Source organism: Sphingomonas sp. GM_Shp_2 (assembly GCF_026540875.1).
In the GTDB taxonomy this organism is placed as follows: domain Bacteria; phylum Pseudomonadota; class Alphaproteobacteria; order Sphingomonadales; family Sphingomonadaceae; genus Sphingomonas; species Sphingomonas carotinifaciens.
Map to the genome: position 1 here is coordinate 38,041 of NZ_JALNUQ010000009.1, position 13,872 is coordinate 51,912.

General features: G+C 66.7%; 12 protein-coding genes and 2 tRNA genes. 5 read left to right on the forward strand and 9 right to left on the reverse strand.

Annotation, left to right across the window (positions count from 1 at the left end; all coding sequences use genetic code 11):
- Positions 1-135: 135 nt before the first annotated feature.
- The 3 genes from rpsA to aroA form a co-directional block, all read right to left on the reverse strand.
- Positions 136-1,845 (reverse strand): 30S ribosomal protein S1, encoded by a 1,710-nt coding sequence (gene rpsA / locus OXR08_RS05270; protein ID WP_112382313.1) that lies wholly within the window; start codon positions 1,843-1,845, stop codon positions 136-138.
- Between the two features lie 426 nt (positions 1,846-2,271).
- Positions 2,272-2,910, reverse strand: coding sequence for a (d)CMP kinase (gene cmk, locus OXR08_RS05275; RefSeq protein ID WP_267348321.1), 639 nt, complete (start codon positions 2,908-2,910; stop codon positions 2,272-2,274).
- Complete coding sequence (gene aroA / locus OXR08_RS05280) at positions 2,907-4,241, reverse strand: 3-phosphoshikimate 1-carboxyvinyltransferase (RefSeq protein ID WP_267348323.1); 1,335 nt, start codon at positions 4,239-4,241, stop codon at positions 2,907-2,909. The genes cmk and aroA overlap by 4 nt, the downstream gene beginning before the upstream one ends.
- Positions 4,242-4,341: 100 nt before the next feature.
- On the opposite strand from aroA, the gene OXR08_RS05285 reads away from it, so the two are divergent.
- From OXR08_RS05285 to OXR08_RS05305, 5 genes are all read left to right on the forward strand, one after another.
- The gene (locus OXR08_RS05285; protein ID WP_112382623.1) at positions 4,342-4,659 is read left to right on the forward strand and encodes a TIGR02300 family protein; all 318 of its coding nucleotides are present in this window, start codon (positions 4,342-4,344) and stop codon (positions 4,657-4,659) included.
- A 114-nt stretch (positions 4,660-4,773) separates the two neighbouring features.
- A tRNA-Ala gene (locus OXR08_RS05290) sits at positions 4,774-4,849 on the forward strand.
- Positions 4,850-4,893: 44 nt separating this feature from the next.
- A tRNA-Ala gene (locus OXR08_RS05295) sits at positions 4,894-4,969 on the forward strand.
- Between the two features lie 158 nt (positions 4,970-5,127).
- Positions 5,128-6,246, forward strand: a complete 1,119-nt coding sequence (locus OXR08_RS05300) for a histidine kinase dimerization/phosphoacceptor domain -containing protein (RefSeq protein ID WP_112382310.1) — start codon at positions 5,128-5,130, stop codon at positions 6,244-6,246.
- A 4-nt stretch (positions 6,247-6,250) separates the two neighbouring features.
- Positions 6,251-6,676: a response regulator gene (locus OXR08_RS05305; protein ID WP_267348327.1), complete on the forward strand. Its 426-nt coding sequence runs from the start codon at positions 6,251-6,253 to the stop codon at positions 6,674-6,676.
- Here OXR08_RS05305 and OXR08_RS05310 read toward each other — a convergent pair.
- The 6 genes from OXR08_RS05310 to OXR08_RS05335 form a co-directional block, all read right to left on the reverse strand.
- A complete protein-coding gene (locus tag OXR08_RS05310; protein ID WP_267348329.1) occupies positions 6,655-7,953 on the reverse strand; it encodes an HWE histidine kinase domain-containing protein in 1,299 nt (432 codons plus the stop codon). The genes OXR08_RS05305 and OXR08_RS05310 overlap by 22 nt on opposite strands.
- A complete protein-coding gene (locus tag OXR08_RS05315; protein ID WP_112382307.1) occupies positions 7,946-8,683 on the reverse strand; it encodes a Crp/Fnr family transcriptional regulator in 738 nt (245 codons plus the stop codon). Before OXR08_RS05315 ends, OXR08_RS05310 begins: the two co-directional genes overlap by 8 nt.
- 116 nt (positions 8,684-8,799) lie before the next feature.
- Complete coding sequence (locus OXR08_RS05320; protein WP_164727753.1) at positions 8,800-9,654, reverse strand: manganese catalase family protein; 855 nt, start codon at positions 9,652-9,654, stop codon at positions 8,800-8,802.
- 128 nt (positions 9,655-9,782) lie between these two features.
- Positions 9,783-12,857 (reverse strand): PAS domain-containing protein, encoded by a 3,075-nt coding sequence (locus OXR08_RS05325; RefSeq protein ID WP_267348333.1) that lies wholly within the window; start codon positions 12,855-12,857, stop codon positions 9,783-9,785.
- 45 nt (positions 12,858-12,902) lie between these two features.
- A complete protein-coding gene (locus tag OXR08_RS05330; protein WP_267348335.1) occupies positions 12,903-13,532 on the reverse strand; it encodes a TIGR02281 family clan AA aspartic protease in 630 nt (209 codons plus the stop codon).
- Between the two features lie 141 nt (positions 13,533-13,673).
- Positions 13,674-13,862 (reverse strand): hypothetical protein, encoded by a 189-nt coding sequence (locus OXR08_RS05335; protein WP_112383971.1) that lies wholly within the window; start codon positions 13,860-13,862, stop codon positions 13,674-13,676.
- Positions 13,863-13,872: the final 10 nt, after the last annotated feature.

The window sequence follows — 13,872 nt, forward strand, 5'->3', positions numbered from 1 at the left end:
CAACAACCCCTCCGATTATCAGCCCCTTATGCAAACGTTATAATGAATATTTTGCTGCATGAAAATCTCTTCACCCATAAAAAAAGGCGGGCGCCCTGTGCCATAACGACACAAGACGCCCGCCTCGACGGTAAATTACTTCTGGCCGCGGGCCTTCAGTGCCTCACCCAGGATGTCGCCCAACGACGCGCCCGAGTCGGACGAGCCATACTGCGCCACAGCCTGCTTCTCTTCGGCGATCTGCATCGCCTTGACCGAGAAGGTCGGCTTCTTGGAGCGGTCGAAGCCGGTCACCATGGCGTCGAACTTCTGGCCGACCTGGAAGCGCTCGGGGCGCTGCTCGTCACGGTCGCGACCCAGATCGGTACGCTTGATGAAGCCGGTCGAACCATCGTCGCCCGCCTGCACTTCGAGGCCCGCGTCGCGGACTTCGAGAACGGTGACGGTGATGACCTGATTCTTGCCGAGGCGGTCGCCGGCGGCTGCCGGGCTGCCGACGACGGGGCCGCCACGCTCGAGCTGCTTCATGCCGAGCGAGATGCGCTCCTTCTCCGGATCGATGTCGAGCACGATCGCCTGGACGCTCTCACCCTTGCGGTGAAGCGCCAGCGCGTCTTCACCAGAGACGCCCCATGCGATGTCGGACATGTGGACCATGCCGTCGACATCGTTGTCCAGGCCGATGAACAGGCCGAACTCGGTCGCGTTCTTGACTTCGCCCTCGACGGTCGAGCCGATCGGATGCGCGGCGGCGAACGCCTCCCACGGATTGGCCTGTGCCTGCTTCAGGCCCAGCGAGATGCGGCGCTTGTCCTGATCGACCTCGAGCACCACCACGTCCACTTCCTGCGAAGTCGACACGATCTTGCCCGGATGGACGTTCTTCTTGGTCCAGGACATTTCCGACACGTGGACCAGGCCCTCGATGCCCGGCTCCAGCTCGACGAACGCACCATATTCGGTGATGTTCGTGACGCGGCCCGACAGCTTGGCGCCGACCGGGTACTTCGCGCTCGCGCCGTCCCACGGATCGCTCTCGAGCTGCTTCATGCCCAGCGAGATGCGCTGCGTGTCCTTGTTGATGCGGATGATCTGCACCTTCACCGTGTCGCCGATGTTGATCATCTCGGACGGGTGATTGACGCGCTTGTAGCTGAGGTCGGTGACGTGCAGCAGGCCGTCGATGCCGCCGAGATCAACGAACGCACCGTAATCGGTGATGTTCTTGACGACGCCCTCGATGATCTGACCCTCGGCCAGGCTCTGGATGAGGCCCGAACGCTGCTCGGCGCGGGTTTCTTCGAGAACGGCGCGACGCGACACGACGATGTTGCCGCGCTTGCGGTCCATCTTCAGGATCTGGAAGGGCTGCGGAATGTCCATCAGCGGGGTGACGTCGCGCACGGGGCGGATGTCGACCTGGCTGCCGGGGAGGAAGGCCACCGCGCCGTTGAGGTCGACGGTGAAGCCGCCCTTCACGCGGCCGAAGATTACGCCCTCGACACGGGCCGACTTCGAGAATTCGAGTTCCAGCTTGTCCCATGCGGCTTCGCGGCGTGCGCGATCGCGGCTGAGCATCGCTTCGCCATGCATGTTCTCGACGCGGTCGACATAGACTTCGACTTCGTCACCGACCTTCAGATCGGCCTTCTGGCCGGGGGCGGCGAACTCGCGGAGCGGCACGCGGCCTTCGGACTTCAAGCCGACGTCGATGACGGCGAGGTCGTTTTCGATCGCGGTCACGGTGCCGTGCACGACGCGACCCTCGAAGCTGTCGGCGCCGCCGAACATGTCATCGAGCATCGCCGCGAAATCGTCGCGGGTGGGCTGTACCTGGGTTGCCATAAGGGTTTAACGTTCCTGGTTGGTCGTTTCCGGCCAAGCGGTTGGTTCCGCTGGTCTTGGCCACAAACTGCCGCGCCGGCCCCATGCCGATGCGGCATCCATACGGACCGTTTTCCCGCAAAGGCCCGCACCGACGATCATTCGGTCATCAATGCGAAAATGGCGCGTGGGGCCATGCCCGACGCGCCTGCCTCCGCGAGTCCGAGCCCGCAGGATGCCATTGATATACGTCAAATCGGAGCCCGGGGCAAGGTCGGCCCCGGCGTGGACTCAGAGTCCGTTTGGAAATGCGCTGTGAGCGGATTTCGCGGTGCCAGCCCGCTCCCCCACCCGACCTCCCACAGAGTATCCTTGATGGGAGGTCGGGTGGGGGAGCGGGCCGGCACCGCCCGAAATTGGCTCTTTCGCCAATTTCCAAGCAGCCTCTCAGGCGTCGGCGGCGCGGGCGGCGAGGCGGGCCTCGACCAGAGCGATGGCGCGGGCGACGGAGGCGTCGATCGTCAGGTTGCTGGTGTCGAGCGCGGCGGCGTCGGCGGCCTGGGTGAGGGGGGCGGTGGCACGGGCGCTGTCGCGGGCGTCGCGGGCCCGGATGTCGGCAAGCACCTGGTCGAAGCTCGCCTCGCTGCCGCGGCCGGCAAGTTCGGCGTGGCGGCGGCGGGCGCGCACCTGGGGACTGGCCTTCACGAACAGCTTGGCATCGGCGTCGGGCGCGATGACGGTGCCGATGTCGCGCCCGTCCAGGATCGCGCCGCCAGGCTGATGCGCGAACCGCTTCTGCCGCTGGAGGAGGGCCGCACGGACCAGCGGATGCGCCGACACGATCGAGGCGAGTTGCCCGGTTTCGTCATCGCGCAGCGCCGGATCGGCCAGCGTCAGTTCGTCGAAATCGCAGGCAGCGACCGCATCCGCCTCGCGCGTGGGGTCGAGGTCGAGCCGGCGAACGGTGGCGGCGACCGCCCGGTAGAGCAGCCCGGTATCCAGATGCGGCAAGCCGAAATGGCGGGCGAGCGCCTTGGCAATCGTTCCCTTGCCGCTGGCGGCGGGTCCATCGACGGCAATGATCATGCGTCCGTTCCCATCAGGCGATCGAGGGTGGCGAAGAAGATCGGGTAGCTGGTGCCGACCGGCGCGGCATCGTCCAGCGTGATCGCCGCTCGCGCATGAAGCGCCGCGACCGTCATGCTCATCGCGATGCGGTGGTCGAGCCTGGTGGCGATGGTCGCGCCGCCGGGCAGGGGATCGCCGCCCGATCCGTCGACGGCAAGGCCGTCCTCGAACTCGCGCGTGGTGACCCCGCAGGCGTTCAGGGCGGCGGCCATGGTGGCGATGCGGTCCGACTCCTTGACGCGCAGTTCGTGCGCGCCGCGCGCCACGGTGGTGCCGGTCGCAAAGGCGGCGGCGACGAACAGCACGGGATATTCGTCGATCATGCTCGGCGTCAGTTCGGGCGGCACCTCGATCGCGGTCAGGCTCGCATGGCGGACGCGCAGATCGGCCACCGGCTCGCCGCCGACGGTGCGCGGCGCGATCTCGGTGATGTCCGCGCCCATCATCTTCAGCGCGGTAATGATACCGGTGCGCGTCGGGTTCATGCCGACATTGGTGATGGTGATGTCCGATCCCGGCACGACCGAGCCGGCGACGAGCCAGAATGCGGCGGACGAGGGATCGCCCGGGACGGTGATCGCCTGCGGACGCAGTTCCGCCTGCCCGCGGATCGCGATCCGCTTGCCCTCCGGCATATCCTCCACGGTCAGGTCCGCGCCGAAGCCGCGCAGCATGCGCTCGCTATGATCGCGCGTCGCGATCGGCTCGATCACCTCGGTCACGCCGGGCGTGTTGAGCCCGGCGAGCAGGATCGCCGACTTCACCTGGGCGGAAGCCACGGGCAGCGTGTAGCGGATCGGCACTGCCGGTGCGATGCCGCGCACCATCAGCGGAAGGCGCCCGCCCGGCGTATCCGAGAAGCTGGCGCCCATCTCGGCCAGCGGTTCGATCACCCGGCCCATCGGGCGCGCGGAGAGCGAAGGGTCGCCAACAAAGGTGGCGGTGATCGGATGGGAGGCGACCAGACCCATCAGCAGCCGGGTCGAGGTGCCGGAATTGCCCATATCAAGGGCGCCCGCCGGCTGGAGCAGCCCGCCGACGCCGACGCCGTGGATACGCCAGGTGCCGCTGTCCTCGCGCACGATGTCCGCCCCCATCGCCCGCATCGCGGCGGCGGTGGCAAGCACATCCTCGCCCTCCAGCAGGCCGTCGACGCGGCTTTCACCGATCGCCAGCGCGGAGAGCATGAGCGAGCGATGGCTGATCGACTTGTCGCCGGGTACCGCGACGGTGCCGTTCAAGGGGCCGCGGGATGCGATCGTGCGGGGTTGCGAAGAAGAATGCGCCATGGGCGCGGGCTTTTGACAGCCGCCTTGCGCTATGGCAAGGCGCGCACCAGTTCGTGGGGGAACCTCCCGCGAAATCCCAATCCGAAAGGTGTTGAACGGCATGATCAAGCCGGAATGGGGCACGAAGCGTACGTGCCCGAAATGCGCGACGCGTTTCTACGACCTCGAAAAGGACGATCCCGTCACCTGCATCAACTGCGGCACGCAGTGGGAGCCGGAACCGATCCTGAAGTCCAAGCAGCCGCTGCCCTTCGAGCAGGCCAAGCCCGATGCCAAGCCCGATTCCGATCTGGGCGGGGACGACGAGGATCTGGACATCACCGGTGAGGACGAAGAGCCCTCGGCCGATGACGAGGTCGATCTGGGCGGTGACGACGATCTGGGCGTCGAGGCGTCCAAGGAAGACGACGAGCATTGATCGACCGATATCGCGGTTGATCCGCGATAATTGTGGATAACTTGGCAGGCGCCCCGAAAGGGCGCTTGCCAAGATCGGGCGGCCCCGCTACTGGGCTGCCTCCCGGACGGATAAGGGGCCGTAGCTCAGCTGGGAGAGCGTCGCAATGGCATTGCGAAGGTCAGGGGTTCGATCCCCCTCGGCTCCACCATCCCGACCGTCCGACCATATCTTCGCGTGGTTCCGCGCGAAACCGGGGCCGTAGCTCAGCTGGGAGAGCGTCGCAATGGCATTGCGAAGGTCAGGGGTTCGATCCCCCTCGGCTCCACCATTCCAATCCTGACCCGATCCGGCCGCGCGCCGACCTATGACGGTGATGCCGCACGGCGGCTTTCGCGCCGAGATGCGGGCAAGCTGCTGCAATAGCTCGATAATTATTCTCGTCGAAACGGTTGCGCAGCATGACCCGATGGGATTATCCGCACATCCATGGCTGGACCTGTGTGGAACGATACCACCGCTACGCCGACTGACGATGCAGCGATCGACCCCTCGCTTCCGCGGCGATATCTGACGCTGATCGCAGAGGTGACCGACCGATTGATGGGCGCGGACGATCCCGCCCGGATGATCGACGAACTTTTCGAACTGATCCGTACCGAATTGCGACTGGACGTCTTTTTCAACTATCGGTTGGAGGGCGATCGCCTGGTCCTGGAGGCGCATGGCGGGCTGACGGCGCAGGAGGCCGAGCACGGCCGCGAACTGGCCTTGGGGCAGGCGGTGTGCGGTTGTGCCGCCAGCACGCGAAAGGCCATTCACGCGGTCGGCGTGCAGCGGTCGAGCGACTCGCTCTATGACTTCGTGCGCGACCTGGGACTGGATGCCTATGCCTGTGCGCCGCTCATCCATGGCAGCGACCTGCTGGGTACGCTGGGCTTCGGCCGGCGCTGGGCGGATCGGTTCACCGAGGACGAACTGCGGTTCCTCCACACGATCTGCCACTATGTCGCCCTGGCGAAACATCGCCTGCGCATCGAGGAAGCGTTGCGGGCCGGTATCGAGACGCAGGCGCGGTTGCTGGAGGAGTTGAACCACCGGGTGCGTAACGCGCTGCAGGTGGCGATCGGGCTGGTGGCGGTCGATGCACGTGCCCAGGCCGACCAGCCGGCGCGGGCGGCGCTCGACCGGGCGACCGAGCGGCTGCAGGTGCTGGCGAGCGCCCATCGCCCGCTCTACGACACGGTCGGGCTGGGCGAGGTCGATCTGGCGGCGCTGTTCACCGGGGTTTTCCAGCAGGTGCATGGCGCGGAGGCGGGCATCGCCGTGGCCGGGCGGTTCGAGGCGCCGGTGGAACAGGCCGCGGCGGCGGCGCTGCTTTTCCACGCGCTGTTGAAGCGGCATGGCGACAAACCACGGATAAGCGTCGGCCCCAGCGGGAACGAAGCCATGCGCCTGTCGTTTGACGGCGCTATGTGGGGGCTAGATACCTTGTCCGGTGCGGACGCCCGGATGTTCGCCGGCTTGCGGCATCAGGTGCGCGCCGACGTTCATGCCGAAGGGGACGACCGGCTGGTCGTCGTGATGCCCTATGCCGATCGCGGCTGATCTGATGACCGACGCGCGGACGCTCGACCTGTTGGTGATCGAGGACGAGGCGCTGGTCGCGATGCTGGTCGAGGATGCGTTGACGCTGCACGGGCACCGGGTGGTCGGCATCGCCGATACCGTTGCCAGCGCGCTCGACCTGGCCGAACAGGATCGGCCCGATCTGGTGGTGTGCGACGTGAAGCTGGCCGATGGCGACAGCGGGATTACGGCGGCCACGGCGCTGGCCGATCGCGGCGTGCCGTGCATATTCCTCAGCGGCAATTGTCCGGCGGATGGCGGCCATCCGCTGATCATCGGCTGCGTCGCCAAGCCGTTCCATACCGGCAGCCTGGGCGCGGCCGTGCAGGCCGCCTACGCCATCGCACGCGGTGAGACGCCGGAACAGGTGCCCGCCGCCTTGCGGCTTTATCGCGAACTGCCCGCCTGAGCGCCCTGCGGCAGGGGTATGGTGATCGTGCAGGAAAGGCCGCGCGCATGCAGGTCCAGCGTGCATTCGGCCTGCAACTCATAGGGTAGCAGCTCCTCGATCAGTTCTGTGCCGAACCCCGGCGGTCCGGGCGGGGGCAGGGGGTCGATCACGCTTTCCTGCCAGTGCAGCGTCAGCATCTCGCCGGCCGTCCAGCGCACCGCCAACCGCCCGCCGTCCTGTCCCATCGCGCCGAACTTCACCGCATTGGTGGTCAATTCATGGATGGCGAGGCCGAGGCGTTCCGCGATGCGCGGCGGCAGGCAGACCCTGGGACCGCTGACGCTGACCCGGTCGCCGGGTTGCACGCGCAGTTCGTCGTCGACGATCGCGTGCAGGTCGATGGCGTCGTCGGTGCCATAGGTCATCAGCGCCTGGATACGGGTAAAGGCGTTCAGGCGCCCGTCCAGATGATCCCAGGCCTCGCCGTCGCTGCTGCGCGTCCGCCGCGCGATCGAGCGGACGACGGCGAGCATGTTGCGGACGTGATGCTGATGATCGACGCGCGGCTGCGGCGTCGCGATGGTGGTGGCGTGCGTCGGCGATGTTCCCCAGCATGGTGCGGGAACCAGTGCCACCAAAGGCTCGGGATCGCCGGCGACGGGACAGGCGAACAGGCGGAAGGGTTGTGGCCAGCCCTCCACCATCACGGTCAGCGGATTGCGCATGCCCATCTGAAGGAAGCGGGGCGAAACGCCGGACAACGGCGTTCCCGGCCAGACGGCCAGACCGGTGCGGCGGCAGAAGGCGGCATTGACCTCGCGCACCACGGGGATGCCGTCGACGCCGTAACCGACCACGCAGCGGGGATCATCGCCATCCGCAATCCCCTCGACCAGCCGGACGATGAGCGTGGTCGCGGCGGGCGTGAAGCTGTCCGCGAACAGCCAGACCGTTTGCGACGCGGCCCCAGGCGAAACCACCAATATGGCGCGGTCGATCGAACCCTCGGGCCGAAAAGCTGCCGGTTCCGCCGCTTCGGCGGACCGCAGGCCGCATCGGTCGGGCAGGCGCGGCGGGGCGACGCCCCCCGCCGGGCGCCACGGGCCGGTATGGGCGATCCACTGTGGCTCAGGTCTGTTCGCCGCCACCGCAACCGACTCCGCCAGCCCCGACCGGGCGATCTGATCGGCCAGCACCTGCCAGAGATCCGAGCCCTCCGCCTCGGCACGCGCCAGCACGCGCCATGTCCTGGCTTCGGGGGATGGACCGGGCTGGAGGCGCAGCGTTTCAGTCATTGGCGTCCAGATGCGCTCCTTCGCGGTCGAGATGGAGGTAGTTCTGGTTGAAGAGAGCCAGTTGGCACAAGGCCCCGAGGTCCGGTATCTCCACCTGCTTGCCCTTCCAGTGGACGAGGCCGCGCCCGCGCAGTTCCTGCAAGGTGCGGTTGACGTGGACGGAGGTCATGCCGGTCGCTTCCGCCAGGTCGTTCTGGGTGATCGGGCAGAAGAAGCTGGTGTCGTCGTTCAGGCCGACGCCGCGGATGCGGAAAAAGAGTTCGCAGATCAGGTGCGAGATCCGCTCCAGCGCGTTGCGCTGGCCAAGATTGACCGTCCATTCGCGCTGGATCGCGGCGGCGACGAGCGAATCCCACCACAGCGCCTGCACGATGCGCGGGCGCTCGGTCACCTGTTCGAACGTATCGCGCGGGATTTCGCAGAAGGTCAGCGGGGTGAGCGCGGCGATGGAATGGTCCATCTCGCGCAGCAGATAGATGTTCAGGTCGCACAGGTCGCCGGGCAGGAAGAACGAGATGATCTGCCGCCGGCCATCCTCCAGCATCTTGTAGCGGAACGCCCAGCCATCGAGCATCAGATTGATCGCGCGTGGTTTTTCGCCTTCGCGAACCAGGTCGCGACGGGCCGAGAGCCGGCGGATGCCGGTGCTGGCCAATTCGTCGAGTATCGTGCGGTCCGAGCCGGACAGTCGCGTGAACTGTTCCAGCTTCCGGATCAGTGGGTTATTCATGGTAGGTCCCTTCACGATCGATCATGAAGGGCACAGAAACTGCCGCTCGTACATAGGTTAATGGCTTGGGAATGAACTGAAATGCGCGGCCCCGATGATGGGGGCCGCGCACAACCTCACCCGATCTGCTGGCTTTGCGCCGCGCTGTCGGGGCGGGCGGGGCCGAGGATGGGCTCCTCGCCCAGCGGCTTGTTCTGGAAGACGGTGAAGTCGCCGCGACCATCGATGGTCGGGCCATCGGTCCAGCGTCCCTCCGGCACCGATCCGTCGGCGGCGGTGGCGTAGAAGTTGTAGTTGTTCGCCTGATCCTCCATACCTTGCGGGAAGGAGTTGGGGACCGGCAGGTTGGCCGAGGGGCCGCCCAGTTCCTCCAGCACCGCCAGCCACTGCTGCTGGTGCATGGTGTCGCGCGCGATCATGTAATGGAGCATCTTCTTCATGCCCTCGTCATGCGCGGCGTTGAACAGGCGCACCGCCAGCACGCGCCCGGTGCTTTCCGCCGCCACGTTGCAATACATGTCGGCGGCGATGTTGCCGCTGGCATAGATGTGGCTCATGTTGAAGGGTACGCCGTCGGAGTCCACCGGCATCGCGGCGAGACCGGTCGACAGCAGGTTCTTGTGGATCATGCCCTCGATCGCGTGGCGGCCATTGCCGCCGCCCATCACCGCGCCCACGATGCCGTCGGCGGCACCCTCTTCCTGTAGCGAGGCAGGCGCCTTGTCGAGGTTGAGCGCGACCGCGGTCGCCAGCATCTCGATATGGCCGATCTCCTCGGTCGCGGTGTGGAGCAGCATGTCGCGATATTTCGGCGTCGGCGCCCGGTTGCCCCAGGCCTGGAAGAAATACTGCATGCACACGCGGATCTCGCCCTCCACGCCGCCGATCGCCTGTTGCAGCATGCGTGCAAAGGCGGGATCGGGCTTGTCGACGGTGACCGGATACTGAAGCCGCTTGTCGTGATAATACATGGGTGGTCCTCCGCAACGTTTCACACGTCCGTGCGAAGGATAAACCGTCTACGCCAAGCGAAGTCGCAGCATGGCTGCGTTATTTATCAGTAACGTAGGTCATTGATCTAAGATGATGTGGAAGATGTTCAGACGGTCGCGCCGGTCCGCTCGCGCCGCGCCGCGACACTGCGGATCGCCTCGATCATCCGGTCCGCGCCATAGGGTTTGGTGAGCAGCATCGCCTCGGGCGGCATGGCGTCGCGGACGGCGGCGGCATCGCCGGTGGCAAAGACGATCCCCGCCAGCGGCCGCACCGCGCGTGCCCGCTGCGCCAGCTCGATCCCGGACATGGTGGGCAGGTTGATGTCGGTGACCAGCACGTCGATCGGCGCGGTCTGTAGCGCGGTCAGCGCTTCCTCCGCGCTGCCCGCCTCGACCACGACGAAGCCGCCCGCCTGCAGTGCCTCGGCCGTGCTGGTCCGGATCAATTCGTCATCCTCGACCAGCAGGATGGTGAGGCCGTCCGCCAGCGGTGTCGCGGTGGCGGGCATGCGCGGGCGTTCGGCCAGGCGCCGCTGGCTCTGATTGGCGAGAACGTGGCGGAACTTCCGCGCCAGCGCCTCGCGCGTATAGGGCTTGGACAACAGCTCGACCCCCTTGTCGAGCCGGCCGCCATGGACGATCGAGTTTTCGGTATAGCCGGAGGTGAACAGCACCGCGATGTCGGGCAGCCGCTCCCGCGCCTTGCGCGCCAGCTCGGGGCTTTTCAGCGTGCCGGGCATCACCACGTCGGTGAACAGCATGTCGATCGGAATGCCGCTTTCGATCACGCTCAACGCACTTTGCGCATCCACCGCCTTCAGCACGCGGTAGCCGAGTTCGGACAACAGCTCGACCACGGTGGCGCGCACCGCATCGTCGTCCTCGACCACCAGCACCGTTTCCGTGCCGCCGGCGATCGGCCCGGTATCGACCGCGACCTCGATATCCTCGGCTTCCATCGCACGCGGCAGGTACAGCTTGATCGTGGTGCCGTGCCCGATCTCGGAATAGATCTTCACATGGCCGCCGGACTGTTTGACGAAGCCATAGACCATCGACAGGCCAAGCCCGGAGCCCTTGCCCTCGCTCTTGGTCGAGAAGAACGGCTCGAACACCTTGGCCATCACCTCCGCGCTCATCCCGCTGCCCGTATCGGACACGGCGAGCATGACATATTGGCCGGGGACCACCTCGTCATGGGTGCGGGCATAGTCGTCATCGAGATGCGCATTGCCGAGTTCGATGGTCAGCCTGCCGGTACCCTCCATCGCATCGCGCGCGTTGATCGCCAGGTTCAGCAACGCATTCTCGATTTGCGTCGGATCGATAAAGGTGTTCCACAACCCGCCGCCGACGACCGTCTCGATCTCGATCCCCTCGCCGATCGCACGGCGCAGCATGTCGTCCATCCCCTGCACGAAGCGGGTGACGTTGACGACCTTGGGTTCGAGCGCCTGACGCCGACCGAAGGCTAGCAGTTGCGCCGCCAGCTTCGATCCGCGCGTGACGCCGGCCATGGCATTGGTGATGCGGCGCTCGGCACGCTCGTTGCCGTGCACGTCGGTGGCGAGAAGCTGGAGATTGCCCGACACGACCTGCAACAGATTGTTGAAGTCATGCGCGACGCCGCCGGTCAGCTTGCCGATCGTCTCCATCTTCTGCGCCTGGGCGAGCGCCACCTCCGCCTGCCGGCGCTCGGCGATCTCGGCGATGACGCGGGCCTCCAGCGTCTCGTTCAACTGACGTAGCTGTGCCTCGGCGCGTTCGCGGTGACGGACCTGCCGCGCCAGGATCGAGGCCTGATCGCGCAGCGCCTGCTCCGCCTCGCGCTGCTCGGTGATGTCGGTGTGGACGCCGACCCACTCGACCAAGGCGCCGTCCGCCCCGAAGATGGGCAGCGCGCGGATCGCATAGGTGCGCCAGATCTTGTCATGCCGGCAGACGCGGTGTTCGTGGACGAACATCGACCGCTCGGCGACCGCGGTCCGCCAGGCGGCGACGGTGGCGGCCATGTCGTCGGGATGGACCGCCTGCGCCCAGCCGAAGCCCTGATATTCCTCAAAGGCCTGTCCGGTCAGCGCCGCCCATCCGGGCTGCTCGCCCAGCATCTGGCCATCGGCGCTGTTGGTCCACAGCACGCCGTGCACCGCATCCATCGCCGCGCGGAAACGGCCGTTGCTCTGTTCCAGCGCCGCGGCATGGCGAATGCGCTCGTCGACGTCGAAGACCAGGACGTGGAAGCCGAGAACCTCGCCATCGTCGCCGCGGCGGGGCAGGTAACGGGTCTCGGCCCGGCGGATGCCACCGTCGCGGTGGCGGATCGACACGTCGGCGACCACCGTCTCCCCGGCCAGGGCGCGGGCGATCAGTGGCTGGCGGACGGCATGACTTTCCTCGCCCAGCACTTGCGCGATGGTGCGACCCACCACCTGCTCCGGCGCGATGCCGAGAAAGTCCTGATAGAAGCTGTTGGCGAAGCGGTACACGCCGTCCCGGTCGACAAAGGCGACCAGCACCGGCAGCGAGTCGGTGATGATCCGCAACTCGGCCTCGCTGTCCGCCAGGCGTCGTTCCGCCACGATGCGCGGCGTATTGTCCAGCACGGTGCACATGACGCCGGCGACCGCACCGTCCTGATAGATGGGCGTATAGAACAGGTCGAACACGACCTCCTCCGCCATGCCGTTGCGGGTCAGGACCATGCGCTGGTCGCGATAGGACAGGACCTCGCCCTGGAAGCCGGCGGCGAGGACCTGACGGTTCCAGTCCCAGATCTCGGGCCAGATGCCGGGCACCGTGCCGCCCAGCGCCTGGGGGTGACGGGCCCCGGCAATCTCGCGGTAGCTGTCGTTATACAGCATGATGTGGTCGGGCCCCCACATCAGCACCTTCGCGATCGGCGAGTTGATGATGTTGGACACGGTGGAGCGCAGTGCCGGGTGCCAGTGCTCGCGCGGGCCGAGCGACGTCGCGCTCCAGTCGCGCGCGCGGATCAGGTCGCCACATTCCCCGCCGCCCGGCAGCCAATCCTGCGGCGCGGGCGTGGCCCGGCCGAGCCCGGCCAGTGCCGCAGCGATGGCTGCATCCGCCCCGTCATACTGGCCGCCCGCGACCGCGGCATCGAGCAGCCGGGCCGTACCGGGTGAAAGGGTGATGGTGTGCGAAGGGCGGACTGTCATGGAGGATCGCATGCTAAACCCGAGAAAACGTGTCAATGTAACCGGTCAGGCCGGGGTCGATGATGCGACGGGCCGGGGATGATGCGGCACCAGGATCAGCGTGCGATCCTCCACGCGCCAGGATTTCAACCGGGACAGGAAATTCATGCCGAGGATGTCGGTCCGCCCGAATGCGGGGGAGACGACGACGGGCAGTCCCCCTGCACGGATGGCGCCAAGCTGAAGCCGGGCGACCGTCGCCGTCTTGGCGCGGATCGTGCCGTTGGCGGTGTTGAGCAGCACGGGGACGAGTTCGTCGCGCGGCTCCAGTCCGGCGGCTGCGGCGGTATCCTCCGACAGGGCGGTCAGCGTCGCACCGCTGTCGATCAACATACGGCGCTCCACCCCGTCGACGGTGGCCCGCGCCCAGAAATGCCCGTCCGGCGACATGCGGATGCGGACCTCGTCCCCGACCACCTGTTGCTGGTCTGGAAAGATCCGCTCGGTGATGCGCTGGAAATAGGGATCGAAACGGCCGCGCTGGTCGATGGCGATAAAGAGCACGAGCGCGACCAGTCCCCAACTGGTGAGGTTGACGATCGTGCGCAGGATCGGCACCCGCCGCACGATCACCCCGGCCAGCAGGACGGCCGCGAGCAGCAGGTACAAGGGGCCATAGGGACCCAGATCGGGCATCACGAACACGGGATCGGCTATCCTACGGCAAGGCGGCGGCTGCAGCGTCCATCAACAGATGGCGATGCGCCCCGCAAATGCCAGCCCTCGGCAGAGCGTACGGACCGTCGATGGCCGAAATCGTTCGTGGATCGGGCGCGATCAGCCCGGATCGGCCATCCCGATTTCGCTGGGGGCGAAACGCCGCCCGCCATACCAGCGCTTGAAGGTGCCGTCGGATTGGGGAAAGTAGCGATGGCCCTGATACCGGACCGGCGTCCCCAGCGCCTTGTACGTCGCCCACACGCCATAGACCATGGCGGCGAGCGCCAGAATCTTGATCCACTCCATGTTCGCATCC

What these genes read in the sequence shown, in the direction of transcription:
- rpsA (WP_112382313.1), bottom strand. Translation starts at nt 1,845, where the DNA reads ATGGCAACCCAGGTACAGCCCACCCGCGACGATTTCGCGGCGATGCTC.
- cmk (WP_267348321.1), bottom strand. Translation starts at nt 2,910, where the DNA reads ATGATCATTGCCGTCGATGGACCCGCCGCCAGCGGCAAGGGAACGATT.
- aroA (WP_267348323.1), bottom strand. Translation starts at nt 4,241, where the DNA reads ATGGCGCATTCTTCTTCGCAACCCCGCACGATCGCATCCCGCGGCCCC.
- OXR08_RS05285 (WP_112382623.1), top strand. Translation starts at nt 4,342, where the DNA reads ATGATCAAGCCGGAATGGGGCACGAAGCGTACGTGCCCGAAATGCGCG.
- OXR08_RS05300 (WP_112382310.1), top strand. Translation starts at nt 5,128, where the DNA reads ATGGCTGGACCTGTGTGGAACGATACCACCGCTACGCCGACTGACGAT.
- OXR08_RS05305 (WP_267348327.1), top strand. Translation starts at nt 6,251, where the DNA reads ATGACCGACGCGCGGACGCTCGACCTGTTGGTGATCGAGGACGAGGCG.
- OXR08_RS05310 (WP_267348329.1), bottom strand. Translation starts at nt 7,953, where the DNA reads ATGACTGAAACGCTGCGCCTCCAGCCCGGTCCATCCCCCGAAGCCAGG.
- OXR08_RS05315 (WP_112382307.1), bottom strand. Translation starts at nt 8,683, where the DNA reads ATGAATAACCCACTGATCCGGAAGCTGGAACAGTTCACGCGACTGTCC.
- OXR08_RS05320 (WP_164727753.1), bottom strand. Translation starts at nt 9,654, where the DNA reads ATGTATTATCACGACAAGCGGCTTCAGTATCCGGTCACCGTCGACAAG.
- OXR08_RS05325 (WP_267348333.1), bottom strand. Translation starts at nt 12,857, where the DNA reads ATGACAGTCCGCCCTTCGCACACCATCACCCTTTCACCCGGTACGGCC.
- OXR08_RS05330 (WP_267348335.1), bottom strand. Translation starts at nt 13,532, where the DNA reads ATGCCCGATCTGGGTCCCTATGGCCCCTTGTACCTGCTGCTCGCGGCC.
- OXR08_RS05335 (WP_112383971.1), bottom strand. Translation starts at nt 13,862, where the DNA reads ATGGAGTGGATCAAGATTCTGGCGCTCGCCGCCATGGTCTATGGCGTG.